The sequence below is a fragment of the Anaerolinea thermolimosa genome, assembly GCF_001050195.2.
Taxonomy (GTDB): Bacteria; Chloroflexota; Anaerolineae; order Anaerolineales; family Anaerolineaceae; genus Anaerolinea; species Anaerolinea thermolimosa.
The window spans coordinates 3407720-3432727 of the sequence record NZ_DF967965.1 but is presented as its reverse complement, the minus strand read 5'-3'; the positions used below and the strand labels follow the sequence as shown (position 1 = coordinate 3432727).

Here is a 25008-nt window from a genome sequence, read left to right as displayed (position 1 = left end):
TCCTCACGGGATGTCCCGTGAGGACTTGTTGACGTGGATGGGTTAGGTAGAAACGAACTTACTTACTGCCCTTTTTTCGTCTTCCATTCGGCATACTGCTTCTCGACTTCAGCTTTCACCTTGTCGAGGCCGGCGTCTTTCAATGCCTTGAGGAATTTGGGCAGTTCGACTTCGGGGTCAACGTAGCCGGTGAGCAATGCACGCTGCATGCCGTCTACCACCGTCTGAATGGCGGTAATTTCAGCCGCCACGGGCTCGGTGCGGAAGCGGAAGCCCAGAGAAGGATGCTGCAGTGCGTCTTTGGAGTAGTCGATCAGCATCTGATTCTTGTTGGGGTCTTCCTTGTTGGTGACCTTCTGGAGGGTAACGTCACCCCAGACCCACGCACCCGGATGCGCGCTGATCCATCCGCTGTTGAGGATGTTGACCCGGCCATCCGGATCGAGGTTCCAGTGCACGCCTTCCACACCGTAGAGCATCATGTTAATCAGTTTGGGGTCGCTGTGCATGAGGTTGATCAGCTTCATGGCCTCAACGGGGTGCTCGGAAGCAGCGGGGATGGCAAGCATGGAACCACCGGTATCGTTGGTGCAGACGACCTTGGGCTGAGCATAAATTTCCTTCAGCTTGAGATCAGGGTTGCCCGAGGCGATGACCAGCTCCTGAGCCTTGATGTTGTAACCCTTGAGGGGCATGGGCTCGATGAAGAACTTGCCCGCGTTCATCAGCTGGTTGGTATCGAAGGTGGTCAGGCCGGCATCCGGATGGATGTAGCCCTTCTGGTACCAGCTGCGCATGGTAGCAAGGTAGTTCTTCATCCAGTCGGTTTCGAACGGAACGAGAATGGTTTCATCCCAGTTGCCGCTGGCATCGGGGGCGATGGCCATGTTGACCACGTAGTCCGAAATGCTGGAAGCAAACCCGTGCACCCAGGGCATGAAGCCAATGGTCCCATCGGTGAGATAGGGGTAGATGTCGGGATATTTCTCTTTGGCTTTGGCCAGCCAGGGTTCCAGGTCTGCCGGGGTCTTGATCTTGGCGGCTTCTTCATCGGTGAAGCCGATGGCATCAGCGATGGTGGCGTTGTAGACAAAACCCCATGGCACTGCCAGCTCTTTGTTGGTGGGCACGGCGTAGTTCACGCCGTCAATCTGAGAGCCGACGATGAAGGCCGGGTTCAGGCTGTGGAGAATATCCTGGCCGTACTTCTCAAGCAGATTCCCGTTGGGGCCGTTGGGGTCGTTCAGCGGGGTGAGCAGGCCTTCGCTGACCAGCTTGCTGTAGTGGAACCAGTCGGCGGTGAAGAAGATGTCGATTTTCTCGCCAGCTTCAATGGCCGTCACGGCTTTGGATGACCAGTCAGCCCAGGGGATGATATGGAACGTGACGTTGGCGCCAATGAGGGGGCCAATGTATTCGTTGATGGCTTTCTCAACCAGCGGGCGCTGGTCGGTATCGTTTGCGCCGACGATGTAGTAGTCAAGCATGACCACTTCTGTCGGTGCGGCGGGGGGCTTGGTCGCTTCTTCCTGCTGGCTCTGTTCAGCCGGGGCAGCGGTTGGTTCTTGCTGGTTCTGCGGCTGAGCCTCCTCCTGAGGAGTCGCCTGGGGGGCCGTTGAGCATCCGATGACGGAGATCAACAGCGCGACCATGACAAGTAACGAAAAGATCCTCTTAGCCACTTTCTTCTCCTTTTACTTCATTGAACACTAACCCATCCACAGCGGTATTCATTGCCTGTTCACACATACGGAGTGTGTTCCGAGGCAAATACCTAACCCTTGATTGCGCCAATCGTTAAGCCACGAATAAAGTAGCGTTGGAAGAACGGATATGCAAAGATAATGGGGCCTACCGTTACAACGGCCATGGCCATGCGGAAAGTCTGTGAGGGCAGCGTAGAAACGTTGACCAGGCCGACCATCTTATCGGCATTTTCCAGTAAGAAGCGAATGTTGTTGAGGGTGGTGTAAATGGTAAATTGCAGGCTGTAATACCGGGCCTCATCTACCAGGAGCAGGCAGTTGAAGAAGTTGTTCCAGATGCCAATGGCGCTGAAGAGGGCCACGGTGGCCAGCCCCGGCACCGAAAGGGGCAGGACGATCTGCAAGAAGGTGCGCCACTCACTGGCGCCGTCGATGCGGGCCGATTCAATAATTTCATTGGGCACGTTTGCTTTGTAGAAGGTGCGCATGACGATCACCCAGAAGGGACTGAATGCCGAAGGCAAGAACAGCGCCCACAGAGAGTTATGAATCTGCAATACCTGCCGGGTGACCATGTAATAAGAGACCAGCCCTCCGCTAAAGAGCATGGTGAAGAACGCATAGAAGGTGAAGAAGGTCTTGAACTTGAAATTGTCTCGCGAGATGGCATAGGCGTACAACCCCACCATGGCCACCGCCAGAACGGTACCTGCCAGCGTGGAGATAATGGTGTTGATGTAGGAAGTGATGACGATGGACCCCCGGCTGAACAGGAAGGTATAGGCCATGGTGGAGAATTCTTCCGGCCACAGGCGGTAGCCATTTTTCGTCAGCGCTGCCTCAGAGGTTACCGAGGAAATGACGATCACATAAATGGGAATGAGCGTCAGCAGGCAGGCGATGATCATGAGGATGTTCAGCACGGCGTTCGTGGCCGGAGAAATGGCCATCATATTCCGGCTCTTGCGGTTCGCCAGGAGGGTGCTATCCAGGCTGATGGTGCGGTCCAGGTTGGGGTTGAGGTAAGTTTCTTCTTGTGCCATGGGTGGTAAACCTCACTTCAGGAGATCGAGCCTAGAACAACGCCAGTTCGGGGCGGGTCTTGCGTACGACGTAATTGGTGATCAGAATGAGGACAAACCCGACAATGGACTGGAGGAAAGCCGCCGCCGCCGGGTAACCCACCGGGGCGCCACTGCGTAACATGCTGTAGACAAACACATCCAGCGTGTAGGTAACGTCTTTCACTGTGGCGGCGCCGTTCGGCAGAGTGTAGAACATATCGAAATCAGAGCCGAAGATGCGCCCTACCGCCAGAATTTGCAGCAGCACAATCACCGGGATCAGATGTGGGAGTGTGATGTGGACAAACTGTTTCCATTTGGTGGCGCCATCGATAGCCGCGGCCTCAAAGAGTTCAGGGTCGATACTGGTGATAGTCGCGAGGTAAATAATGGAGCCATTGCCGGTGTATTTCCAGATATTGGCAAGTAAGAAAATGACCGGCCATGCACTTTTGAGCTTGTACACTTCGAGGGGTTGCCAGCCGATGGCCTGGAAGAGGTTGTTGAGGATGCCGTTGGCACTGCCCAGGGCATAGACCACGTAAGCCACCACGATCCATGAGATGAAGTAGGGCAGGAACAGAATAGAGTGATAGAGTTTAGCCCAGAAGCGGTTGGTGAGTTCATAGATGATGACCGCCAGCGCCACCGAGAGCACCAGCCCCACCACCATGAAAAGCAGGTTGTAGAGCACCGTATTGCGGATATAGGTGATGGTGCTCTCCATATTTGAGGGGAGTACGAGGTACTCGAAGTTCTTTAAACCAACCCAGGGGCTTTTGATCAGGCTGTAAATGAATTTGTTTTGGATCCAGAAATCGGCAGGGGGTTTTTGTAAACGGTAGGTTTTGAAGGCCAGGATAATGCCGGGCATAGGCAGATACGCGAATAACAATAACCAGATTGCACCCGGCAGGACCATGGTCAAATAGGAGAGGTTGGTATAAATCTTATCTTGTCCCCAACCTTTGCGTTTCTTTGAGACCGGTTCTGCCACAGAAGATGTTTCAACAGACATTGAGGATCCTCCCAGTTGAACGATCAAAACGGCTGTTTCAGTTTCAGGAAACATCAGGCTTTCTGCGATGACTATTCAGCAGTTTGTCAGGGTTGCTCTGGGGAGACAACCTGCCATATCGTGGAATTTGCTTCATCACCGTAAAGGAACGAAAGATCACCGCTTCCAGCCAGGTCATACCCCTGGGGTTGCACAGATCGGGTTGGGGCGAAGAGAGCAAGATGGTCCATGCCTCAGGGGTAACCTTTACAAATCATGAGCTCACTTGATTAAGGTGCAAAAGAATGTAGCGATGGGTTCGATAAAATTGGAAGAAAATCAGGTTTACCCTCTCCTGGTTTGACGAAGCTCGTTTGAAATGGAAGACAAAAATCTGCCCTGGAGGTTCAAGAGAACGTTAACAAAATCGTTCAGTATTTTTACCCTTTTTATGAGAACGTTCACTCGGATTCAAAAGAAATAAAGCGGAATAATCCAAGTATAGCATATCTTTGGGGCAACGCAAGTAGGTTTTAAGCCCCCCTGGAAACCCGGGGACGCCAGTGTGGGATTTTCATGGCAAACTCTGTCACAAAAAAGATGATCCGCCTTTAAACTTTTCCCCTCTTGACTTTTAAGAGGCTCTTCGCTATTATTTTCTTAACTTAAGTAAGTATTACACGCTGAAAATAATTAAATTTCCCCCCTGAATTATTTTAAGGAAAGACACACTTGTCTGGAAAAAGACCCCTTTCCCCTACGATTACGGCAACCGATATGCGCTGGATCAACCGCGCCGCGATCCTCGACCTGATCCGCACCAACGGGCCAATTTCACGTACTGAAGTGGCCGCCCAGTTGCAGATCAGCCTGCCCACCGTCATGCGCGTTGTGGATGAGCTGATGGCCGAGGGCCTGGTGCGCGATGCCAATCAGAAAGCCTGGAGCGGCGGGCGTAAACGAACCCTCATTGAATTCAACGGAAGCGAGTCTGTCATTGTGGGAATTGACCTGGGCGGCACCAAGCTCTTTGGAGCGGTAGCTGACCTTAACGGTACTATTCTGGAAGAGATGTACTTCAACCATCATCAGACCACCGCCGAAGAGAGCTTTCAGGAGTTAAAACGTGCCATTGATGCCCTCATTGCCGCCGCGGAACGTACCGGCTGTAAATTGCTTGGCATCGGCGTGGGGGTGCCCGGCATCACCCATCCCGAAACGGGGGTGGTCACCATGGCCCCCAGCCTGAGCTGGGATGAATTCCCCCTGAAAGAGCGCCTTTCTGCGCTCTATGCCTATCCGGTTGCGGTTGAGAATGACGTCAACCTGGCGGCGCTGGGTGAGCTGTGGTTTGGCACCGAGGCAGACCTCTATAACCTGGTGTTGATTGCCATCGGGACGGGCATCGGCGCGGGGGTGATCATCGACGGTGTGGTCTATCGTGGAAAGCATCACATGGCCGGTGAGATCGGCTACCTGCTACCCGACCGACTCAGCCTGGAACAGACGTATCCCGGCTTCGGAGCGCTGGAACAGAAAGCCTCAGGCACGGGCATTGCCGCGCGTGCCCGTGAAGTTCTGAAAGGTCTGCGGCCTGCCGAGGAACTTGCCGCGTTGAGCGCCGAGGATGTTTTCCATGCCGCGCGGCGCGGAGAACCCTGGGCTACCTCGATTGTTGCTGAAACTCGTTTTGAACGTGGAGGAATTGAGCCCCTCTCATGAGATGGGGGTTCCCATCATCGAAGCGATGGCGTTCGATGCGCCGCGGGAATTGCTGGCGGTGAATTTGCCCAACCGTGGGAGCATTCCCGGCCTGCCTGAGGATATGGTGGTGGAATTACCGGCGCGGGTCGATGGATCGGGGCTTCATCCCCGGCAGATGGCCCCCCTCCCGGCCGCAATCACCGAAATGATCCGCCTTCAAGGGGTCATTCATCAGCTGATCATTGAGGCTTACGTGGAGCAATCGCGGAACAAACTGCTTCAGGCGGTGCTCCTTGACCCAACCACCCCGCCCTATCGCAATGCGGTGGCAATGATTAATGAAATGTGTGAACTGCAAAAGGATGTTTTGCCGCCTCTCCACTGGTAGAGCGGTGATACGATATCTGCGAAAGGATTTTTTATGCCCCCGACTAAAATCACTGTTATCGGCGCTGGAAGTGCCAGTTTTGGGTTGAATACCCTGGGCTCGCTGATGAAAAGCCCTGCCCTGCGCGGGAGTCATATCGCGCTGGTAGATCGTAATGCCGAGGCACTGGGCCTTATGCACCGCCTGGCAGAGCGCCTCAACCGCGAGTGGGATGCCCGGATGACCCTTACCACGCATACCCATCATGCCGAGGCACTCCCCGGTACGAAGTTTGTCGTCTCGGCCATCGAAGTTCCCCCGCGTGAACGCCTCTGGCGCATGGATTACGAAATTCCGCTCAAGTATGGCGTGCGCCAGCCCTATGCCGAAAACGGCGGCCCGGGCGGTTTTGCCCACGCCGCGCGCAACATCGGGCCGGTGCTGGAAATTGTCCACGATATGGAGAGTGCCTGCCCGGATGCCTGGTTCATTAACTTCACCAACCCCATGGTGCGCATTTGCGATGCCATCGCACGCTACTCTAAAATTCGTGTGGTGGGGTTGTGCCATCAGATTTATGCCGCCTATGGTATGGTCGGTTATGTGATGGCCGAAGAGCTGGGTATTGAGCGGCCAGAGGGACATTTCTCTACCCATGCGGATAAAAAATACTGGCCCATGGTGGGGCAGCTGGCACGTCAGGCGGTTGAGCTTGTAGATATTAAAGCCGCCGGGTTGAATCATTTTACCTGGGTGGTGGATATCCGCGACCGGCGCACAGGTGAAGACCTCTACCCGGCTCTGCGCGAGGCCTGGAAGCGTACCCCGCCCCAGGTGGAACCCCTCACCCGGCGTGTGATGGATGCTTTTGGGTTAATGCCCGTGCCCGGCGATGAGCACCTCGATGAATATCTGCCGTGGTGCTCCGATCCGCAAACCCGCCCGTGGGAAAAATACGAACTTGAACTTTACGACTGGGACGCCAACGAACGCCACCGGGGAGAAGGCCATGAGGCGATCCGGCAGATGGGTGAAGGGACGCTGAGCCTTGAGCCGCTTAAAGACGCCAGCAGTGAGGGGGCACAGGAAGTCATTGAGGCGGCTGTGGGAGCGGAAAACCGCTACCATCTGGCGGTCAATTTGCCTAACGAAGGACAGATTGCCAACCTGCCGATGGGGAGCATTGTAGAGACGCCTGCCGTGCTCACCGGCCTTGGCCCACGCCCGCTTACGATGGGAACCCTGCCTGAAGGGGTGGCTGAACTGCTCCGCCGTGAATTGACGGTAGTGCGCCTGTGTGTGGATGCCGCCGTCCACGGAGACCGCCAGCTGGCTTTGCAATGTCTTTTACTCGATCCTGTGATTACTGACCTGGACGTGGCCGGGAAGATTCTGGACGATTACCTCACTACCTACCGCGAGCATCTCCCGCAATTCTGGAAGTAACCCCCCCACCGGGTGGAGCACACAGCAAGCCCCTGAAGGTGATTCTTCACCCTCAGGGGCTTTATTTCAGAGGCGGCAGGGTCAGGCGGGGGTCAAAGTTTCTGGCAGGGCCTCCCAGCGGTCGCGCAGTTTTTCCATCACCTGCGGCAGGGTGGTGTATTCCATTTCGTCCATAGGCAGGCGGTGGGGTTCGAAGGGCCCGTGGCGGCGCATCTGGTCGGCCAGGATGTTTACCTGACGGCGGACCTCATCGAAGCTGGGGTCGTCAAACATATCTCGCGGACCGATCAGCCGGCCTTCTGCCAGCTGGAACCCCAGGCAGATCACCCTTGGGGGGCCATCGAAGCGCGCCGGGGTGGCTTGCCGAACAGAGGTGGGCATCAACGGCCCGTAATGTGAACCGCGCATCCAGCCTTCGACGATATGGGGCATGGTGAACGGCTCCAGTACCTCACCCACGGCCGGGAACTTACCCTGCGAGCGCACAATGCAAACCGGGTCGTCCTTGCCGACGTATTTTCCGGCAATGAGCGCCAGCCGCTGGGTAGAAGACACGGCGCCGACCTCTCCCTCGCGGGTGTACACAGCTTTGATCACGTAGCGGCCGGTGGCGCCGATGAAGACCAGCAGATCGTACATTTCTTCAGGGGTGTTGAAGAAGATGCGCTGATGCTGTTTCACATCGTGCACCTCGAACCGGAAGCCCGCGTGCATGGCCGGTGAAATGATCAGACCGGCGGTGTTGAACGGGTCGGCAAACATTTTGAAGAGCGGCAGGTTCCATGCCCCGGCCGAGGTTTTATCGGCCATAAAGATGAGCAACGGTTCCGACTCGCGCTCGGTGATCTCCATTTCGGCCACACCCGGGCCCATACCACGCACATTCCCCGAAAAGGCGTCGGCCAGCAGGTCTTGCCCGGCACCGTAGAGCTTGAGCTCTCTGGCCGTGCCGGTGCATTCCCGGAAGATCTCCCATGCCAGCTGGTGAATCTGGGGGTGATCAACCCCAAAGGTATGGGTCATGATTAGCTGAAGATCATCGCCGCAGGATGTGACGTGGAAGTCGATCAGCACCCGGCGCGAGCGGAAGTCTTCCATCATCTGGCTGGCGCGCTCAAGCAGGCCGGGGTGCATGGCCGAATGCCCCACGTATCCGCCAATATCGGCTTTGATAACACTGACAGTCACTTGCTTGTTCATCGCTCCCTCCCATAAAGAAAGAACCTGAAAACCAGTTCCAGAGCATAAAAAAGCCGTCCGTTTCTCATTCGGACGGCCCGCCGGGGGTTTCTCCGATTTGCAAAGAACAGGCCGCAACCTCGGAGGAGAACCCGCTTTGAAGGTAGACTTAATCAGTACATATTCTTAATATAGGTCGCTCCCGAACCTTCGTCAAGGGGATTTTCTGAAGTTTCAGACATGAGTTTGGACAGAAGGTTGAACAATGGCCATGAAAAGGCTCAAACTTCTTCCATCAGGGCGAGCAACCATTCCAGACCACTGAACTTGCGATTCAGTACCAAAGGCTGCTCACCCGGCAGGTTTTTCAGTCCGGCAAAGGTGCGCAAAAGGGTAAGATTCTTCGAAGCCAGCCCGGTGGCAATGGCCTTCGAAGAACAGGTGATCCAGCCACAGGGGATCGCTCACCCGCGACAGGGCGTCGCCGACGCCTTTGCCCGGAACCCCCTGGCCTTGCCGTCTTTGAGCGTGCGCACATATTCGGTTTTCCACGCTTGCGGACGCTTAATCGAGGCTGGGTGGTCAATCACATATTCAGCAAATCAGGCTTGAGGGATTCCATCGAATTGACGTGGCACATTGACGATATGGCCGGGAAAACACACCTTAAAGGGCTATAGATTCATATCGTTTCTTTCCGGAAACCAGGCCTGTTTCGGGTAAAACGATGATTCAAATCAAAGCCGCCAGGACAAACAAAAGGATTAACGAAAAAATCATCACTCCCAAGGTTATCGAGTAATTCCTGGGCTCAATTTGTCCATTCCGGTCCATTTTCCGGATCAGCGGGAATAAACGCCAGTAAAAAGATAGGGTGGCAATTGCCACAGCAAGCAGGCTCATCCGTTGCAAGGTGAGGTCACCAAACAAGACAATCCCAAGCAGAAGAAAAATAAAGATTAATTTTGCGCCTGCCACCCAGTAAACCAGATACTGGATAAAATCATGGATTTCTGGATATTGCCTGGACTTTTCCCAGGCAGAAAACACCCCCACCGCATTGGCTCTTTTTGAGCCCGGAAAGAAATACAAAGCCAGTAGATTGGATAATTCCAGAAAAACAAAAACGACGATAACGATTTTTGCAAACATCATGCCCATCCCAATACTGAACAATGGTCTCCCAAAGATGAGGAAAATCCTTCCTGGTATCACAAAACCATCAGAAGACCTTTCCGCTTTGGCTTTCACGCCCGGGAATAACAGAGAGAGAAAATCTCATCTTTTCATTTTCTTGGTCTGTTTCATGACCCTTTGGGCTGCATACCAGCCTGTCAGCATTGCCGTCGGCACACCGGCAGGCGAATATACCCACTGCCCGGCCTGATAGATATTGGGCAGGGGAGTCAGAACTGAATTGGGAATATCTTTCAAAGTGTTGATCACTGGTAAAGGCGTTTCGAACGACCATCCGGTAATGGCCCCCTCAGAACTCCCGGATATTTTCTGGATGGTGAGTGGGGTGGAAGAAAACTTAAAGAGGATATCTTTCTCGATTTGGGGATAAATTGACTCTGAGAGAATTTGGATGATACGATTCTCGCAGAATTCTTTAAATTCATCGTACCAACCCGCTTGCTCTGCCCTTTGGGTGATTTCATAATCGAAGAGGCAACTCGCCATGACACCACTTTGCCCTTCCGGCGACAGCGAGCGGTCTCGAAGTACCGGCACGGAAATTTCAAAGGTATTCAGTGTCAGGTACTTTTCCAACCAGGCGAGAATTTCGGCTTTCGATAATTGATCAAATTTTTCAAGGATGCGAATCCTTTCTTCCTGTTTGATGGCCCCCAACCCCTGCCGGGAAGGCGTGTAAAACAAATGCTCTCCGCCATTTTGCTGGAAGAATGATGGCGGACGGTTTACACCCAGATACAGGATGAAAACCGATTCAGCCCCTTTGGAAGACAGTTTACGCTGAGCCTCGGCTTTAACTTTGGCGGCGGTGGTTGCATCCAGTTTGAGCGGATTTAGCCTTTGGTACATGGTTTTCAAATCTGCCGCCCAAATCAGATGGTCATAGGGATAAATCTTACCTTCCGAATCTATTACTTTTGATTCAGATGGAACGATCTCCACAATGGTCTTATTTAACTGAATCTCCCCACCCCATTCAAGAATTTTCTCCTTCAGAAGATGGCTCAAAACTCCCGTTCCCCCTCTGGGGTAGAGATAATCCAGATACACATAAAAATATCCCAGGGCAAAATTCGCGGGGGTTTTTCTAAAAAAGTGCTGGATTAAGATATCCATCAGGGATGGGTTGGTTGTGCGCGCTTTGAGAAAATCTTCCATCGGTACATTGTACTGATGGAGTTTTGCAAGCGCGTTTAAGAACTTGAATGTCCAGGGAATGAGTTTTCTAAAGATAAAAGCCCTATCATGCTTCAAATCGACAAAATTCGGGTTGTCAAATTCGTACAGCACTCTGGTGTATTCAGAAATTCGGGAAATCTCAGCGATGATCTGGTCAATATCCTCTTTGTTTTCAGGATAGAGTTGGATTAATATTCGTCGGTATTCCTGTAAATCATCCATCGAATGGATGCTGAACAGATGGTCTTCTATTCCAATCGAAATCACATTCCTGACAAAATCCCATTGAATTCCCAAATCTTTTAATATAGGTTGGATAATACCGGAATTGACCACCGCCCTGGGACCCGAGTCAAAGAAGAACCCCTTATTCTCAAAAGTACCAACCAGCCCTCCAACCCGATCATTTTTATCCAGCAATAAAACGTCAAAATTCTCCCGAGCCAAATATGCCGCCGCAGTGAGCCCCGCCATGCCCGCACCCACAACGACCACTCTTTCTTTATCCTTTTTCATAAAGACCTCTCAAATTCATACTGATTTCCCACAGCTTCAAAGCAGCGTTCCGATCAAGCGCTGGAGGAGCAGGTTCTTCTACAGTAGTGAGGTTAAAAAACTTACCTGAAACATTTTCCACTTCCGGCGAAACCCCTAGATAATAGAGGGCTTCTGCGGCATCTTCTACGGGTCGAGCAAACCGATCAATCACCAGGCTTTTGAACTTTTTATAAAGCCAGCCATTATTTTGTCCGCTATTTGTCTTAACATTTCCCGGATGCATAGCATTTACAGTAATGCCCGTTCCCTGAAAATATTCGTTCAATATAATCATGGAAAGCAATTGAGCCAATTTCGCTGCACCATAACTCTGCAAACCAGAATAGCGCCGTTTGTTCCAGAACAGATCATTAAAATCCAGCCCCCAAACAGCAAAACGGTATGCTTCAGAATTTACAAAGAGAATACGTCCTTGGCTTTGGGCTTTAAACTTTTCCAGAAGGTAATCATTCAAAATAAACGTGCTCAGATAATTGATCTGAAAAACCGCTTCAATACCATCCTGCGTAAATGTTTTCCTGGTCAGATAGATGCCCGCATTATGAATTAAGACATCAATTTCCCTCTCAAGAGTGGATAAATATCGGGCTGTTCGATGAATATCGGACAATCGGGAAAAATCGGCAATGAAAGAAGTACAGTTGACATGAAATTCACGCCTCAGTTCCTCACAAATTTCTTCGGATTTCTCCGGGTTTCGATTAATTAATACTAAATCCGCTCCATGAGAGGCATATTTTCTTGCGGTGGCACGTCCAATTCCTGCAGTTGCTCCGGTTATGACGACTAAACGATGAGGAAAGTCATCCGTGCAAATTTTGGGATCTAATTTCAGATTATGAATCATGGTGAAGACATTAGACCATTTATATTCTTTAAAGTATGGATGCATCTAATTTTTCCTCCACCTGATCTTCAGACAGGAATTTGGATAGAAAAGAAGCTTTCCATGCTGAATAACAGGTTTTCGAAAATCAACCCGGCAAAGGAAGGCTTCAATGAACAAGTATACCCATCCTGGTGAGTTTTTAGGAAAATTCCGGGTTGGCTGTTTCAGGAACAGGCCAGGGTTGTGATCAGCGATCCAACACTGCAGATTTATTTCCAGCGGATGAAACTCGGAGAGACTTTGCAGGATAAGCAAACCTTGCTCAGTTTGCAAAAACCGATGTACAAAAACGCACCTGGATGGAGAAAATGCGGGCGTGAGTGTGGATTGTTTATGCCGTCAGTTTGATCCTCGGTGAGTCGGCGTGCCAGACTCTTTCCGCCAGACAGCTGTAAATATCCATCCTTCTCCGGCCCTTTTGTGTTCGGTAAAATCAGGCTCAATCTTTCGCCTCAAGAAATTTGCCAGGCCGCCTCTTCGGCTGGAATTGCTTTTCACGCCATCATCCTCCCTGTGTCGGTTCATGTCTAAACTTCAGGTTTTTAACAAAGGCATGGAGGAAATTTTAAGCGTTTTTGGCGGGGTGAGTTGGCCTCACTTCAGCGTATAATGGGCGCATGCCCCAGATTACCGGTCTCGTTTTTAACGTTCAGCGGTTTTCGCTTCATGATGGGCCGGGGATTCGCACCACGGTGTTTCTCAAAGGCTGCCCCCTGCACTGTTTCTGGTGCCACAACCCCGAGGGCCTGCATCCCTGGCCTGAAGTTCAATTTTTCCCGGGCCGCTGTGTGGGTTGCGGAGAATGTGAGAAGGTATGCCCGCAGGGAGCACAGCAGTTTCTGGCGGATGGAAGCCGGTTTTACGACCGGGTGCGCTGTGCGCAGTGCGGGACGTGCGTTGAGGTCTGTTATGCCGAAAGTCTCCGGCTGGTAGGGAAAAGGGTGACCCTGGAAGAAACCCTGCTTGAGGTGCTCGCTGACCGGGCTTTTTATGAGACTTCTGGCGGGGGAGTGACGCTCTCAGGCGGGGAGCCGTTCTTACAGCCGGTGTTCACCCGGGCTTTGCTGGCCGCCTGTAAAGTGGAGGGCCTGCATACGGCGGTTGAAACGAGCGCCTGCTGCCCCTGGGAGGCCATGGAGGCGGTTCTACCGGTGACCGACCTCTGGATGGTGGATATCAAACACCTCGATGCTGAGAAACATCGCCAGGCAACCGGGGTATCCAACCGCCAGATTCTGGAGAACATCCGTCGCCTGGCAGAAACAGACCGGCCGCTCACCCTCCGGGTTCCGGTGGTGCCAGGGGTCAATGATACTCCCGCAGAGATCGGGGCCATCGCTGAATTCGTGCACGGGCTGAACCTCCGGCGCGGCCCGGCCGCGCCACCCATTTCGCTGGAATTGCTTCCCTTCCACCGGCTGGCCGGGGAGAAATACCGCAGTCTGGGCATGGATGATGCCGCGGCGGAGCTCACACCTCCGTCAGCCGAACAGATGGCCTCCCTGGTGGCTGCGGCCAGTCTCCTTTCGATTCGTGTCACCAGCCGATGAACCAGAGGTATCGCCTCCCGCGCCGTCTGATCCTCCGTGTGGCGTACGATGTACTGCGCAACCGTCCGCGCAGCCTGCGCCCCGATGCCCTGACAGCGCTTTCTACATTACAGAAGCCGCCGCTGGTCACCGGGCTTGAGAACCTGACCTCGGGGCCGGGCCTGCTGGTGCTCAACCACTATTCCCGCCCCGGGTTGAACGTCTGGTGGGGGGCGCTGGCACTCAGCGCCGTGCTCCCGGGCCCGGTGCACTGGGTGATGGCCGGCGGCTGGACGTATTCCGATCGGCTACGCCAGGCCACCCTTGAGCCGTTGACCGCCTGGGCTTTTCACCGGCTGGCGGCCATTTACGGGTTGACCGCCATGCCTCCCATGCCGCCACGTCCGCATGAGCAGGCGGCGCGGGCAGTGGCGGTTCGGCAGGTAGTGGCGTGGCTGCGTTCTCACCCTGAGGGTTTTGTGGCCCTTTCGCCCGAAGGGCGCGACATCCCCGGCGGGGTGCTGGGGTGGCCGCCACCGGGGACAGGCCGCTGGATCGTTCACCTGACCGCGCTGGGGGCCGCTCTCTGGCCGGTGGGGGTGTGGGAAGAAGAGGGACGGTTGCGGCTGGCCATCGGACGGTCGGTTGCGCTCAACCTGTGTCACGGCGAGAAAGAACACTTGGATCGTTGTGTTTCGCGACAGGTGATGCAGGCCATTGCCCGCCTGCTGCCGCCGGAGATGCGCGGGGAATTTAATGCACCAGACCCCGTGGAGTACAATGGGAGGAACGGCTTCATCCGTTGACCCCGGGAGGATGCACCATGCAGATTGAACCTTTTGCCCTCGAACGTTACTTTGCCCGACATGAATTTTCAGCGCGTTACCTGCTCAGCCCCTCCGATTGCGAAAGCTGGCGGATGAGCGATTTGCTCTCTCTGGCCGACGCTGAAACGCGCCTGCTCTGGGAAAACCTGCGCCTGGGATATACCGAATCGGAAGGTCATCCCCTCCTGAGGGATGAAATTGCGCGGTTTTATGCTCCCCTTACAGCGAGGCAGGTGCTCACGGCGGCGCCCGAAGAGGCGATTTTCATCGCCATGAATGGGCTTCTGGATGCGGGTGACCGCGTGGTGGTGCTGGAACCGGCGTATCAGTCACTGCACGCGGTGGCGAGAGCGCTTGGTGCCCGGGTGGAGAGCTGGCCTCTGGTGGTGGAGGGGGGGCGCTGGAGCCTCGACCTGAACCGTCTGCAAGACCTGCTCCGTGCGTCCACCCGCCTGGTGGTGGTGAATTTTCCCAACAACCCCACCGGCTACCTGCCCACACCCGGCGAGTGGGAGGAGCTCATTTCGCTGGTCAGGCGCTCGGGGGCATTCCTGTTCTCCGATGAGATGTATCGTTTGCTCGAATACGACCCCTCCATGCGTTTGCCCCCGGCCTGTACCTGCTATGAGCGCGCGATCAGCCTGGCGGGGTTATCCAAAGCCTTTGGGTTGCCGGGGTTGCGGATGGGCTGGCTGGCCTGCGCCGATGCGGCAGGCATGGAAAAATTTCAAATCTTCAAAGATTACACCACCATCTGTTCCAGTGCGCCTTCAGAGGTGCTCTCGATCATTGCTCTGCGCTCGCAGGAGATGATTGTGGAGCGCAACCTGGCCATTGTGCGTGAGAATCTGGCCACTGCGCGGGCCTTTTTTGGCGCTCAGGGAGGGCGTTTTGCATGGATCGATCCCTGCGCCGGTTCAGTGGCCTTCCCGCGCTGGCTGGGTGAAAAGCCTGTGGAAGAACTGGCCGAAGAAGCAGTCACCCGCGCCGGGGTGATGATGGTGCCCGGCAGTATGTTTGGGTATGGTGGAGGGCACTTCCGCGTGGGACTTGGCCGCCGCAACCTGCCCGAAGTGCTCTCTGCCCTGGGAAGTTACCTGGGCCAAAAAGGGGGTTGAAGGGGAGATGCGCTTTCGCCCAACCCTGCCCGATTCCACCCTGGCCTGCCTGCTGGAAGAACATTTTGGTCTGGCCCCGGATGGATTAACCTTCTTACCTCTCGGTGAAGACGGCTGGGTTTACCGTGCTCATGGCCCGGATGGGACGAGCTGGCTGGCAGGGCTGAAACAGGAACCTGCCCGGGCCGCTTTTGAGGTTGCCTCCTGGCTGCATGATCATGCCGGGTTGGAGTGGGTGGTGGCGCCCCGCCCATCGCTAACGGGCCGATACGTGGTTCCGGCAGGGGAATTCTGGCTCACCCTTACCCCCTGGGTTGAAGGCTCGGAGCTGATGGCGCGCGGGCTATTCCCCGGTGAGGGCGGGCACGTTGGCCGGTTGCTGGCTCAGCTTCATGCGGCCACATCTGGTTTGCCCGGTGCTCTGCGGGAGCTTCTCCCTCAGGAGAACTTCCGCCGTCACCGCGAAATGGCTCTAAAAGTCTTGCGGGCGGCCCGTCAGCCCTGGCCTGCCGATTCTATCCAGGCCGCCCTGGCAGAACTCATCGAAGAAAAGGGGGTTCTCCTTCAGCAAGTGCTTGGAGAGGCGCAAGATCTGGGCGAGCGCCTGCGTCGGGAGGAACTGCCCCTGGTGCTCTGTCATGCCGATTTTCATGCGGCCAACATCCTGGTGGGTGAGGATGGGCGCTGGTGGGTGATCGATTGGGATGGCCTCCTTTTGGCTCCCCCGGAACGCGACCTGAGCTTCTGGTACGATTCACCTGCCTGGGAGGAGATAGCCCGGGCGTACGGCCTGCAACACCCTCCCCGGCGAGACCTGCTTAAATACTACGCTCTGGAGTGGGTGCTTCAGGAGATTGCCGACTACGGAGAAAATATCTTTTTCCTGCCCTTCTCTGCTGAGCAGAAAGCCGATTCGTTCGCGGCGTTTCGGCAGTTGTTTGCCCCCGGAGATGTGGTGGAACAGGCACTTCGCTGTAGAGGTTGAGCCGTGCGGATCTTAAAATCAACCAACGCTGGAGAATGGTAGGTATACCCATGCATTTTTCTGCCTATATCTTCGATATGGATGGCACCCTGATAGACAACATGGGGTTCCATGGGGCTATATGGAGCGAATTTCTGGCTTCTCTGGGGGCCCCGGTAGACCGGGAGACCTTCTTCCGGCGCACGGTGGGCAAGGTGAACGCCGAAATTTTGCGCGATCTCTACCGGGCCGATCTCAGCGATGCTGAGATTGAAGAGCTTTCGCGGCGCAAGGAACAACTTTACCGGCAGCGTTTTGCCCCGCTTATCACGCAAAAAGCTGTGCCCGGTGTGCGGGAATTTCTCCAGAAGGCGCATCAGCGTGGCATTTCCATGGCGGTGGCCACTTCGGCCGGGCTGGAGAACACCCGTTTTATTCTGGATGGACTGGGGATTACGGCTTATTTCTCGGCACTGGTGACCTCAGAGGATGTGCACCGGGGGAAGCCCGACCCTGAGATTTTCCTCATCGCGGCTCAAAAACTGGGTGTGCCGCCGGAAGCCTGCCTGGTTTTTGAAGACTCGCCCGCCGGTTTAGAGGCGGCTCACCGGGCAGGGATGGTTTCGGTGGCGCTTGCCACTACCTTTCCAGCAGAACAGCTTGCCGGGCGCCCGGGGGTGCTGCTGGTGACCGGAGATTATTCCGCGATTGATTTAACCCGCCTGATAGTTGGCACCTGAAGCGCGGCTTTGCACCCTGTCGGTGAGGGGCTTCAGAGCTGGCGCACCTGCACGGTGAAGGCGCGGGCAGGGTTGCTTACCGTGACCAGCCGGATTTCCTCATCCGAGAAGCCAGAGGTGCGCATCTGGGGGAGGAAATCGGTGAAGAGATATTCGAAGGGACGGAAATCTCCCCGGCAGTACAGATCGCCATCATGCGAAAGGAGCACCTGCCCCAGCCTGCCCGCGTGTTTGAAGGCCTGGAGCAGGCCGAGGATATGGCTGGCGTTTTCAGGGGTGAGGTTGTCCAGCGAAACCCAGGCTCCCTGTTCGGCGGCTTTCAGCAGGGGTTCAGCAGAACGAACCTGGTGGGCATGAACCCAGACCCACCCGCTGGCAGAAACCCCTTCTTCGCGCAGGATGGTGAGGATCTGGGTGGCCGCCGGGGGATTATCTCCGGTGTGAGTCTGGATGAGCAAGCCGGTTTGCAGGTGGGTGAGGGCGGCGGCGCGTACCAGCCTGGCATCAACCTCTGAGAGGGGGCCTTCGTCAATGGCGGTCTTGATGAAGCCGGGACGGATGCCCGTTTCATCAATGCCGTCCTGCCATTCGCGCGTCCAGCGGGCGGCAATCTGGGCTGGGGTTTCGGTGAAAGCATGCGGTGGCACGTAGCGGTCGCCGGCGGCGGCGTAGTAACCGGTATTGGTGAGGATGGAAAGGCCGCTCTCGACCGAAATGCGCCGTAAAAGTTCAGGGTGGCGGCCAAAGTACGCGGCAGTGCAATCGGCAACGGCACCCAGCCCCAGGGTTTTCAGGTGGCGCAGGTAAGGAATCACCCGGCTCCACACCTCGGCCACAGGATAGAATGGGTAGCGGGCGAAATCTGCCCCGAAGGTAGACATGACATGCTCGTGGGGCAGGAATATACCGAGCGTATCAGGGGTTACAGGGCCGGTGACGGTCATGATCATGTCAGACATACGAGGCTCCTTGATCGGGGTTGAGAGGCAAGGGCGGGGTTTCGGCGCAGGCAAGGCGGCAGGGGGCAAAGGTGAGGCGGTGCTGCGAACTCACCCCCAGGCGAGCGAGGGCCTGGCGATGGGCGAGGGTGCCATATCCCTTGTGCACAGCAAAACCATAACCGGGGAAGCAGGCATCCAGCTGGTACATGAGGGCATCGCGTGAGGTTTTGGCGAGCACCGAGGCGGCGGCGATGCTGAGCGAGCGGGCATCGCCCTTGAGAATAGCGGTTTGCGGGCAGGGGATGGCGGGCAGGCGCAGGGCATCGATGAGCAGATGTTCGGGGGTGGTGTTCAGGGCCTGCAAAGCACGCTGCATGGCCAGCCGGGTGGCGGCGACGATCCCCAGTGCATCGATCTCTTCGCTGGCGGCCAGGCCCACCCCCCAGGCCAGGGCTTCAACACGGATGATTTCAGCCCACCGGTCTCGCTGCGCGGGGGTCATCTGCTTCGAGTCGCGCACTCCCTTCAGGTGGTGGAGAATCTCCGGGTCAGGGGGCAGGATGACCGCCGCGGCGGCCACCGGCCCGGCCCAGGCACCGCGCCCGGCTTCGTCCAGGCCAGCGATGTGGGTCTTCCCGCTGGCCCAGAGGGAGGATTCGAAGGTGAGATCGGGAGCAGAGGGAATTTCAGCGGGGTCGAGGCGGCGCATCTTGATACATCCCCTGCCGGGCATTCCGGCGGATTGTTACCAGGTCGGTGAACATGTGCCACGAATCACTGAACACACGCACCTTGCTTTCGGCATTGTAATACCAGGGGATGGGCACTTCGATGATCCGATATCCCAGAAGGCGGGCGATGAAGAGCACTTCGACGTCGAAGGTCCATCCATGAATGGTCTGAAGGGGGAACACCCGTTCAGCCACTTCAGCGCGGAAGCATTTAAAGCCGCACTGGGTGTCTTGCAGGCCGGGGAGGGCCATCAGGCGAACCAGCGCGTTGAACCCGCGGCCGATGAAGTGGCGCAACTCCGGCTCGTGGTAACGTACAGCACCGGGGGCCTCACGGGAGGCAATGGCAATATCGACGTCTGGCAAAGCCGGAGGGATGAAGCGGTTGATTTGCTCCACCGGCATGGAAAAATCAACATCACAGAAGAAACGATACGCTCCACGGGCTTCGAGCATCCCTCGCCTCACTGCCAGGCCCTTGCCGCGTTGCACTTCACGGATTACCCGCAGGCCGGGGAGCCGGTCGGTGAAGGCACAGGCCACCTCATAGGTGCGGTCCTGACTGCCATTTTCTACCACGATGACTTCGGCGGCGTAAGGCTGAGCGCTGAGGAACTGGCTCAGTTGCTCCAGAGAGGGCGGCAGGCGGTGTTCTTCATTGTGCGCAGGGAGGATAATGGAGAGGAACGGCTGGTCGGTCACGCAGGGGCATCCGTAAGCTTAAAAGAGGGGAACGCCGGGCAGGGTATCGCCGTTGCCGCTGGCCTGGGCCAGCCGAACCCAGTCACTGCCGCCGTCCTGTACCAGGTGAACTTCGGGGCCGGTTTCGAAAGTGGTTCCCCAGTATTCTTTGCGCCTGCCGATGACCAGGCGTTTACCGGCTTTGAGGCGCTCGATGAGCTGCTGGCGGGTGAGGAGCACACGGTCGCCAAAGGTGACGCCGCGGCGTTCGTATACGCGCACCTGGGCAATGCGCCCGTCGGGAGCAAACCGGACGGCTTCGATCACACCATCGATCTTGCTGGACGATTTCATGATTGAAGAGACCTGCCTCAATGCACCTGGATGGAATCAACCGCCGAACAGCACCGGCGGTTGGAGAAGTCAGTCGGGGTGGGCGGATTTGAACCGCCGACCACATGCCCCCAATGCACGTGCGCTACCGGGCTGCGCTACACCCCGAGACTGTGTAGAGTATAATCCGAGGTGCGCAGTGCGTCAAGTTGGTAAACTGGCCTGTGGAGGGGGTATCTGCTTCCGCGGCAGGAGTCAGCCCTTGGGCCGATATGCCCGGGTTTTTAATGGTGTGCTGTGGGCAGTTTTCCACACTGCCACCGGATGGCGGGTTGCCCTCCTCTGTTGCCCATAGAGTTTGTTGACCGGTTGGTCAGAAAATGTTAAGCGAACTGGAAGAGGGGTATCGAAAAGCAGGAATTTCACCCCTTGAGTTTCGCTGCCCGGGTTGGCCAATTTGCAGGAAAGGGAACGAGAAGTTCATTGAGGCCAGAGCCGCTTTTGTCGGAAGCGAGTATGCACAGTGGGTGAGTTGTTCCTCAACCGGAGATCATAGACCATGAGCAAGCTTACTTTTTACATTCTGGATGTTTTTGCCGAAAGAAAGTACGCGGGTAATCCGCTGGCGGTGTTTCGGGGGGCGGGCGGTATTTCGAGCGAAGAAATGCAGTCTATTGCCCGGGAGATTCATTTTTCAGAGACCACCTTCATCCTCTCCGATGAGCCTAACCGGGGTGGCTTTGATGTGCGAATTTTCACCCCCGCAGAAGAAATCCCCTTTGCGGGGCATCCGACCCTGGGGACGGCGCAGATCATCCGCAATTTCATCCTTCAGGGAAAGCCCGAGCGCCTGATTCTCAACTTAAAGGCGGGGCAAATCCCGGTTACCTTTGGCGAAGATGAGAATGGCTGGATGAAACAGATGCCGCCTGCATTCGGCGCATGTCATCCGCCCGAAGCCCTGGCCAGCATACTGGGTCTGGACGCCTCAGAAATGGACGAACGTTACCCCATTCAGGAAGTATCCACCGGGCTGCCCTTTTGCATTGTGCCGCTGAAATCGATCGCGGCGCTGAAAAAGGCGCGGGTGAATAAAGAGCGCTATTTTGACTTTGTCAGTCACACGGCTGCCAAGAGCCTTCTGGTTTTCTGCCCTGAAACGCATGAACCGCACAACGACCTGAGCGTGCGTGTCTTTGTGGATTACTACGGCGTACCCGAAGACCCGGCCACGGGTAGCGGCAATGGATGCCTGGCCGGGTATCTGGTGAAGTACCGTTACTTTGGGAAAAACACCCTCTCTGTGCGCAGTGAACAGGGATATGAAATCGGCAGGCCCTCCCTTTTGCTTTTAAAGGCGGAAGAAAAGAGCGAGCAGATCGATGTTTACGTCGGCGGGAAGAGCATCCTTGTGGCGCAGGGTGAATGGGTTTAACCGGCGGGTTGGGTGACCGGGTGGGGTTTTCTGCCGGGGCTCACCGGCAAATGGAAGCCGCACCCTCAAAAAAGGGCTTCTGATTTAATACGGAGCCAGCCATGAAACATAAAGAGGTTCTTCTCAGGGGGAGCTTTTACGGTGAACCAGGCCTCAGCGGATGGTGCGCCGTCTGCCTGGTTCGAGAGGATGGTTGACTGGAGGATGGGCCATGCCTGAACCCCGCATTTTCACCACCCCGTTTGCCGGGGTGTACGCCTTATACGTGCAAAAAGCCCAGCGCAAAAACCGCACCAAAGAAGAGGTGAATCAGATTATTTGCTGGCTGACCGGTTATGACCAGGCCGGGCTGCAACGGCAACTGGAGCAGGGGAGTGATTTTCGGACCTTTTTTGCCCGGGCTCCGGCCATTCATCCCAACAGTGCTCTGATCAGGGGGGTGGTGTGCGGGGTGCGGGTGGAAGAAATCGAAGACCCGTTGATGCAGAAGATCCGTTACCTGGATAAGTTGATCGATGAGCTGGCCAGAGGGAAAGCCATGGAGAAAATCCTGCGGTAGAGAGGTGAAAAAGGTAGATAAGATTTCAGCGCTTGCGGATTCTCTCTGCCCGTGTTATAATCCCTCTTCGCGCCTACGGGCAGCATGAGCAATCATTTAAAGTAAGGATGATCAGGCCATGAGTGAACAGTTAATTAAGGCAATCGAGCCTCAACCCAACCCGAACGTTCCCCCGCTGCGACCGGGCGATGTGGTCAGCGTGCATGTGAAAATCAAAGAGGGGAACCGCGAGCGCATTCAGGAATTTAAGGGAACCGTGCTCTTTACCAAGAACGCGGGTGCGAACTCAACCTTCACCGTGCGGCGGGTTGCCAGCAACGGGGTGGGGGTGGAACGCACTTTCCTCACCTACTCTCCACGCATCGATAAAGTGGTCGTCGAGCGCCACAGCAAAGTGCGCCGCGCGCGCCTCTTCTACCTGCGTGGGCGCACCGGGAAAAGCGCACGCCTCAAACAGCGCTTCTCATAAACCGGGCCTGATGGTAAACTTAACAGGGTGCAGCCTTGCTGGCTGCGCCCTTTTTGTGCCTGGTTTGATGGGGCGTTCTTCCCCGGTTCTGGCACCCGGTTTCTTATTTGTGAGGTGACCCGATGCCCAATCCGCTCATTGGTGTAACGACCGGCCGCATTCCCGGCTCCAAAGGTCAGACGGATCAATATGCTACACCCCTTTCGTACCTCGCGCCGCTGAGCGAGGCAGGGGGCGTGCCGGTTTTGCTCGCTGCCAGCCTTTCAGAAGCCCAGCTTGCCCGGGCGCTGCAGAAGCTGGACGGCCTGCTGTTGATTGGCGGAGGAGACCTCGACCCACAGCTCTATAACGGCAAGCCCCATCCCCGGGTGTATGGAATCGAGCCGGAGCGCGACCGCAGTGAAATCTTCCTCGTGCGGCAGGCGGTTGAGAAGGGGGTGCCCTTCCTGGGAATTTGCCGTGGGGTGCAGGTGATCAATGTGGCCCTCGGGGGAACGCTCTTCACCGACCTTACCGATCAGTTGCCCGGGGCGTGCCGCCATGATCGGTACACCACCGGTGAGCCGCGCGACCTGATCGCCCACGACGTGACGATTACCGGGGGAAGCCGTCTGGAGCGCATTCTGGGCGGGCGGCGTTTTGGGGTCAACAGCCTGCATCATCAAGGGCTGGAGCGTGTGGCGCCTGGCTTGCAGGTAACCGCCCTTGCCCCCGACGGTCTGGTAGAAGCCGTGGAACTGGAGGGGCATCGCTTTGGCCTGGGGGTGCAGTGGCACCCGGAGTGGCTGCAGGCTCACCCTGAACAACGGGCACTTTTCCGCGCATTTATTGAGGCCTGTGGCTAAAAAAGAGGGGCCTGTGGCTCTCCCGCGTGTTTACTTTGCCGTTAAAATCAATTCGTGATCATTGGCATGTTCGATTCCGGGGTAGGGGGGCTTTCGGTGCTGCGCGCGTTGCGGTGGCAGTTACCCGCACAGCCCATCCTTTACCTGGCTGACCAGGCGCATGTGCCCTACGGCCCTCGTCCCCTGGAAGAGGTGCGCGCCTTCTCGGTGGAAATTACCCGCTTTTTACTCCGGCAGGGAGCGCGGTGTATTGTGGTGGCCTGCAATACGGCTTCGGCAGCGGCCTTGCACCATTTACGCGCCACTTTCCCGGATGTCCCTTTTGTGGGCATGGAACCGGCGGTTAAACCTGCGGCAGAAAGCACCCATTCCGGAGTGGTGGGTGTGCTGGCCACTCCGGCAACCTTTCAGGGAGAACTCTATGCCTCGGTGGTGGAGCGCTTTGCCAGCGGGGTCACACTCCTGCAGGATACCTGCCCGGGGCTGGTGGGACAGATTGAAGCCGGCGATTTGAATGGCCCTCGAACGCGCGCCATTCTTGCGGCGGCGCTCAACCCCATGCTGGCTCAGGGGATGGATACAGTGGTCATGGGATGTACCCATTATCCCTTTGTCATCCCCCTCATCCAGGAGATCACCGGAACGGGAGTGCGCGTTATTGACCCTGCCCCCGCCGTTGCCCGTCAGACCGGGCGAGTGCTGGCGGCGCGCGGCTGGCTGGCACCACCTGGTCCCCCGGCGCCGGTGAGGTTTTTCACCACTGGCCAGGCCGAACCGTTTGCCGGACAAATTGCCCGCTTGCTGGATGGTGAGCTGCCCCCTCTGGCGTCGGACATGATTGAGGTAGTACACTGGAAAGATCAACATCTGGAATGATTGGTATACTTAGCGCAAGGAGCGAGAACCCATGCCACGTATTGAATTGGACCTGAACCCGGTCGATCATATCACCACAGACGCCATCGGCAAGCCCGGTCAGCGTGTGTTTTACATTCAGGCTACCAAAGGTGCCGAGACGGTGACCCTGATCGTTGAAAAAGTGCAAATTCAAACCCTCGCTCTGGGCGTGGAAGATTTTCTGGCGGAGCTTGCCCAGCAGTTTCCCCATTTACCTGAAGCCTCTCCCGAGTACGACGAAGCCCGCATGCGGATTCATCCACCGGTTGATCCGCTTTTCCGGGTCGGCGAACTGGCCCTGGCGTACGACTCCGATCAGGATCGGGTCGTGCTCATTGCCCGTGAGCTCATCGCCGGTGAAGTAGAACGCGCTGATGAGGATGTGGAATCCGAAGAAGAATCGGAGGCGGGGGTGGTGCGTCTCTGGTGCACGCGTTCCCAGTTGCGCGCCATGTGCCGCTGGGGGCTGCAGGTGGCGGCCCAGGGGCGGCCTATCTGCCCCTACTGTGGCCAGCCGATGGACCCATCGGGGCACTTCTGCCCCAAACGTAACGGTCACAAGCACTGATCGCCGTTTTGGCTGGCAGTACAGGCTGGTTTTCGTAAGCCGGTGGGCTCATCCCTCTGCTACGGCAGAGGCACGAAGCGATCAT

The 25008-nt window shown here is 56.2% G+C and carries 25 protein-coding genes and 1 tRNA gene; 14 read left to right on the top strand and 12 right to left on the bottom strand.

Translation table 11 applies throughout. From position 1 onward, the window contains the following. Nucleotides 1-62: 62 nt before the first annotated feature. The 3 genes from ATHL_RS15410 to ATHL_RS15400 all read right to left on the bottom strand — a co-directional run bounded on the left by ATHL_RS15410 (nt 63) and on the right by ATHL_RS15400 (nt 3788). Nucleotides 63-1682, bottom strand: coding sequence for an ABC transporter substrate-binding protein (locus tag ATHL_RS15410; protein ID WP_062195680.1), 1620 nt, complete (start codon nt 1680-1682; stop codon nt 63-65). A 92-nt stretch (nt 1683-1774) separates the two neighbouring features. Further along, nucleotides 1775-2749: a carbohydrate ABC transporter permease gene (locus ATHL_RS15405; protein ID WP_062195678.1), complete on the bottom strand. Its 975-nt coding sequence runs from the start codon at nt 2747-2749 to the stop codon at nt 1775-1777. A 31-nt stretch (nt 2750-2780) separates the two neighbouring features. Next, nucleotides 2781-3788 (bottom strand): ABC transporter permease, encoded by a 1008-nt coding sequence (locus tag ATHL_RS15400; RefSeq protein WP_062195676.1) that lies wholly within the window; start codon nt 3786-3788, stop codon nt 2781-2783. Between the two features lie 711 nt (nt 3789-4499). Here ATHL_RS15400 and ATHL_RS15395 point away from each other — a divergent pair. From ATHL_RS15395 to ATHL_RS15385, 3 genes are read left to right on the top strand one after another with little or no spacing between them, the layout of a single operon-like run. Next, the gene (locus ATHL_RS15395; protein ID WP_162787744.1) at nt 4500-5489 is read left to right on the top strand and encodes an ROK family transcriptional regulator; all 990 of its coding nucleotides are present in this window, start codon (nt 4500-4502) and stop codon (nt 5487-5489) included. Then, nucleotides 5473-5859 carry a family 4 glycosyl hydrolase gene (locus ATHL_RS15390; protein WP_162787743.1) on the top strand — a complete coding sequence of 129 codons (387 nt, stop codon included), beginning with the start codon at nt 5473-5475 and terminating at the stop codon, nt 5857-5859. Before ATHL_RS15395 ends, ATHL_RS15390 begins: the two co-directional genes overlap by 17 nt. A gap of 33 nt (nt 5860-5892) precedes the next feature. Then, the gene (locus ATHL_RS15385) at nt 5893-7284 is read left to right on the top strand and encodes a family 4 glycosyl hydrolase (RefSeq protein ID WP_062195671.1); all 1392 of its coding nucleotides are present in this window, start codon (nt 5893-5895) and stop codon (nt 7282-7284) included. Nucleotides 7285-7365: 81 nt separating this feature from the next. Here the strand turns inward: ATHL_RS15385 and fbp are convergent, their stop codons facing one another. The 4 genes from fbp to ATHL_RS15365 form a co-directional block, all read right to left on the bottom strand. After that, nucleotides 7366-8484, bottom strand: a complete 1119-nt coding sequence (gene fbp / locus ATHL_RS15380; RefSeq protein WP_062195669.1) for a fructose-1,6-bisphosphate aldolase/phosphatase — start codon at nt 8482-8484, stop codon at nt 7366-7368. Nucleotides 8485-9195: 711 nt separating this feature from the next. After that, nucleotides 9196-9618, bottom strand: coding sequence for a hypothetical protein (locus ATHL_RS15375; protein ID WP_162787742.1), 423 nt, complete (start codon nt 9616-9618; stop codon nt 9196-9198). Between the two features lie 123 nt (nt 9619-9741). Continuing rightward, a complete protein-coding gene (locus tag ATHL_RS15370; RefSeq protein ID WP_062195666.1) occupies nt 9742-11355 on the bottom strand; it encodes a phytoene desaturase family protein in 1614 nt (537 codons plus the stop codon). Beyond that, complete coding sequence (locus ATHL_RS15365) at nt 11342-12289, bottom strand: SDR family NAD(P)-dependent oxidoreductase (protein ID WP_062195664.1); 948 nt, start codon at nt 12287-12289, stop codon at nt 11342-11344. Before ATHL_RS15365 ends, ATHL_RS15370 begins: the two co-directional genes overlap by 14 nt. A gap of 614 nt (nt 12290-12903) precedes the next feature. On the opposite strand from ATHL_RS15365, the gene ATHL_RS15355 reads away from it, so the two are divergent. From ATHL_RS15355 to ATHL_RS15335, 5 genes are read left to right on the top strand one after another with little or no spacing between them, the layout of a single operon-like run. Further along, nucleotides 12904-13836, top strand: coding sequence for a glycyl-radical enzyme activating protein (locus tag ATHL_RS15355; protein WP_062195661.1), 933 nt, complete (start codon nt 12904-12906; stop codon nt 13834-13836). Then, nucleotides 13833-14621, top strand: a complete 789-nt coding sequence (locus tag ATHL_RS15350) for a lysophospholipid acyltransferase family protein (RefSeq protein ID WP_062195657.1) — start codon at nt 13833-13835, stop codon at nt 14619-14621. Before ATHL_RS15355 ends, ATHL_RS15350 begins: the two co-directional genes overlap by 4 nt. A gap of 17 nt (nt 14622-14638) precedes the next feature. Beyond that, a complete protein-coding gene (locus tag ATHL_RS15345; RefSeq protein WP_062195655.1) occupies nt 14639-15760 on the top strand; it encodes an aminotransferase class I/II-fold pyridoxal phosphate-dependent enzyme in 1122 nt (373 codons plus the stop codon). A gap of 7 nt (nt 15761-15767) precedes the next feature. Next, nucleotides 15768-16745, top strand: coding sequence for a phosphotransferase enzyme family protein (locus ATHL_RS15340; RefSeq protein ID WP_062195653.1), 978 nt, complete (start codon nt 15768-15770; stop codon nt 16743-16745). Between the two features lie 50 nt (nt 16746-16795). Then, complete coding sequence (locus ATHL_RS15335; protein ID WP_062195651.1) at nt 16796-17464, top strand: HAD family hydrolase; 669 nt, start codon at nt 16796-16798, stop codon at nt 17462-17464. A 32-nt stretch (nt 17465-17496) separates the two neighbouring features. Here ATHL_RS15335 and ATHL_RS15330 read toward each other — a convergent pair whose 3' ends face one another. The 5 genes from ATHL_RS15330 to ATHL_RS15310 all read right to left on the bottom strand — a co-directional run bounded on the left by ATHL_RS15330 (nt 17497) and on the right by ATHL_RS15310 (nt 20318). After that, nucleotides 17497-18423, bottom strand: a complete 927-nt coding sequence (locus tag ATHL_RS15330; RefSeq protein WP_062195650.1) for a phosphotriesterase family protein — start codon at nt 18421-18423, stop codon at nt 17497-17499. Continuing rightward, complete coding sequence (locus ATHL_RS15325) at nt 18416-19114, bottom strand: ribonuclease HII (protein WP_084001554.1); 699 nt, start codon at nt 19112-19114, stop codon at nt 18416-18418. Before ATHL_RS15325 ends, ATHL_RS15330 begins: the two co-directional genes overlap by 8 nt. Further along, nucleotides 19092-19838 (bottom strand): dolichyl-phosphate beta-glucosyltransferase, encoded by a 747-nt coding sequence (locus ATHL_RS15320; protein WP_201797994.1) that lies wholly within the window; start codon nt 19836-19838, stop codon nt 19092-19094. Before ATHL_RS15320 ends, ATHL_RS15325 begins: the two co-directional genes overlap by 23 nt. A gap of 18 nt (nt 19839-19856) precedes the next feature. After that, nucleotides 19857-20171, bottom strand: coding sequence for a hypothetical protein (locus tag ATHL_RS15315; protein ID WP_062195648.1), 315 nt, complete (start codon nt 20169-20171; stop codon nt 19857-19859). A gap of 73 nt (nt 20172-20244) precedes the next feature. Continuing rightward, nucleotides 20245-20318: transfer RNA gene (locus ATHL_RS15310), tRNA-Pro, on the bottom strand. Nucleotides 20319-20709: 391 nt separating this feature from the next. Here ATHL_RS15310 and ATHL_RS15305 point away from each other — a divergent pair. The 6 genes from ATHL_RS15305 to ATHL_RS15280 all read left to right on the top strand — a co-directional run bounded on the left by ATHL_RS15305 (nt 20710) and on the right by ATHL_RS15280 (nt 24923). Then, complete coding sequence (locus ATHL_RS15305) at nt 20710-21585, top strand: PhzF family phenazine biosynthesis protein (RefSeq protein ID WP_062195646.1); 876 nt, start codon at nt 20710-20712, stop codon at nt 21583-21585. A 211-nt stretch (nt 21586-21796) separates the two neighbouring features. Then, nucleotides 21797-22144 (top strand): DUF2200 domain-containing protein, encoded by a 348-nt coding sequence (locus ATHL_RS15300; RefSeq protein WP_062195645.1) that lies wholly within the window; start codon nt 21797-21799, stop codon nt 22142-22144. A 118-nt stretch (nt 22145-22262) separates the two neighbouring features. Next, a complete protein-coding gene (rplS, locus tag ATHL_RS15295) occupies nt 22263-22613 on the top strand; it encodes a 50S ribosomal protein L19 (protein WP_062195643.1) in 351 nt (116 codons plus the stop codon). Between the two features lie 122 nt (nt 22614-22735). Beyond that, complete coding sequence (locus ATHL_RS15290; protein ID WP_062195641.1) at nt 22736-23458, top strand: gamma-glutamyl-gamma-aminobutyrate hydrolase family protein; 723 nt, start codon at nt 22736-22738, stop codon at nt 23456-23458. A gap of 54 nt (nt 23459-23512) precedes the next feature. Then, nucleotides 23513-24334, top strand: a complete 822-nt coding sequence (gene murI / locus ATHL_RS15285; RefSeq protein WP_236822378.1) for a glutamate racemase — start codon at nt 23513-23515, stop codon at nt 24332-24334. A 31-nt stretch (nt 24335-24365) separates the two neighbouring features. Next, the gene (locus ATHL_RS15280) at nt 24366-24923 is read left to right on the top strand and encodes a DUF3090 domain-containing protein (RefSeq protein ID WP_062195637.1); all 558 of its coding nucleotides are present in this window, start codon (nt 24366-24368) and stop codon (nt 24921-24923) included. Nucleotides 24924-25008 lie beyond the last annotated feature (85 nt).

Excerpts from the sequence above, each read along its gene's own strand:
- ATHL_RS15345 (WP_062195655.1), top strand. The coding sequence starts at position 14,639 with ATGCAGATTGAACCTTTTGCCCTCGAACGTTACTTTGCCCGACATGAA.
- ATHL_RS15370 (WP_062195666.1), bottom strand. The coding sequence starts at position 11,355 with ATGAAAAAGGATAAAGAAAGAGTGGTCGTTGTGGGTGCGGGCATGGCG.
- ATHL_RS15375 (WP_162787742.1), bottom strand. The coding sequence starts at position 9,618 with ATGATGTTTGCAAAAATCGTTATCGTCGTTTTTGTTTTTCTGGAATTA.
- ATHL_RS15330 (WP_062195650.1), bottom strand. The coding sequence starts at position 18,423 with ATGTCTGACATGATCATGACCGTCACCGGCCCTGTAACCCCTGATACG.
- ATHL_RS15405 (WP_062195678.1), bottom strand. The coding sequence starts at position 2,749 with ATGGCACAAGAAGAAACTTACCTCAACCCCAACCTGGACCGCACCATC.
- ATHL_RS15340 (WP_062195653.1), top strand. The coding sequence starts at position 15,768 with ATGCGCTTTCGCCCAACCCTGCCCGATTCCACCCTGGCCTGCCTGCTG.
- ATHL_RS15280 (WP_062195637.1), top strand. The coding sequence starts at position 24,366 with ATGCCACGTATTGAATTGGACCTGAACCCGGTCGATCATATCACCACA.
- ATHL_RS15385 (WP_062195671.1), top strand. The coding sequence starts at position 5,893 with ATGCCCCCGACTAAAATCACTGTTATCGGCGCTGGAAGTGCCAGTTTT.
- fbp (WP_062195669.1), bottom strand. The coding sequence starts at position 8,484 with ATGAACAAGCAAGTGACTGTCAGTGTTATCAAAGCCGATATTGGCGGA.
- ATHL_RS15335 (WP_062195651.1), top strand. The coding sequence starts at position 16,796 with ATGCATTTTTCTGCCTATATCTTCGATATGGATGGCACCCTGATAGAC.
- ATHL_RS15315 (WP_062195648.1), bottom strand. The coding sequence starts at position 20,171 with ATGAAATCGTCCAGCAAGATCGATGGTGTGATCGAAGCCGTCCGGTTT.
- rplS (WP_062195643.1), top strand. The coding sequence starts at position 22,263 with ATGAGTGAACAGTTAATTAAGGCAATCGAGCCTCAACCCAACCCGAAC.
- ATHL_RS15290 (WP_062195641.1), top strand. The coding sequence starts at position 22,736 with ATGCCCAATCCGCTCATTGGTGTAACGACCGGCCGCATTCCCGGCTCC.
- ATHL_RS15305 (WP_062195646.1), top strand. The coding sequence starts at position 20,710 with ATGAGCAAGCTTACTTTTTACATTCTGGATGTTTTTGCCGAAAGAAAG.
- ATHL_RS15300 (WP_062195645.1), top strand. The coding sequence starts at position 21,797 with ATGCCTGAACCCCGCATTTTCACCACCCCGTTTGCCGGGGTGTACGCC.
- ATHL_RS15365 (WP_062195664.1), bottom strand. The coding sequence starts at position 12,289 with ATGCATCCATACTTTAAAGAATATAAATGGTCTAATGTCTTCACCATG.
- ATHL_RS15350 (WP_062195657.1), top strand. The coding sequence starts at position 13,833 with ATGAACCAGAGGTATCGCCTCCCGCGCCGTCTGATCCTCCGTGTGGCG.
- ATHL_RS15400 (WP_062195676.1), bottom strand. The coding sequence starts at position 3,788 with ATGTCTGTTGAAACATCTTCTGTGGCAGAACCGGTCTCAAAGAAACGC.
- ATHL_RS15355 (WP_062195661.1), top strand. The coding sequence starts at position 12,904 with ATGCCCCAGATTACCGGTCTCGTTTTTAACGTTCAGCGGTTTTCGCTT.
- ATHL_RS15325 (WP_084001554.1), bottom strand. The coding sequence starts at position 19,114 with ATGCGCCGCCTCGACCCCGCTGAAATTCCCTCTGCTCCCGATCTCACC.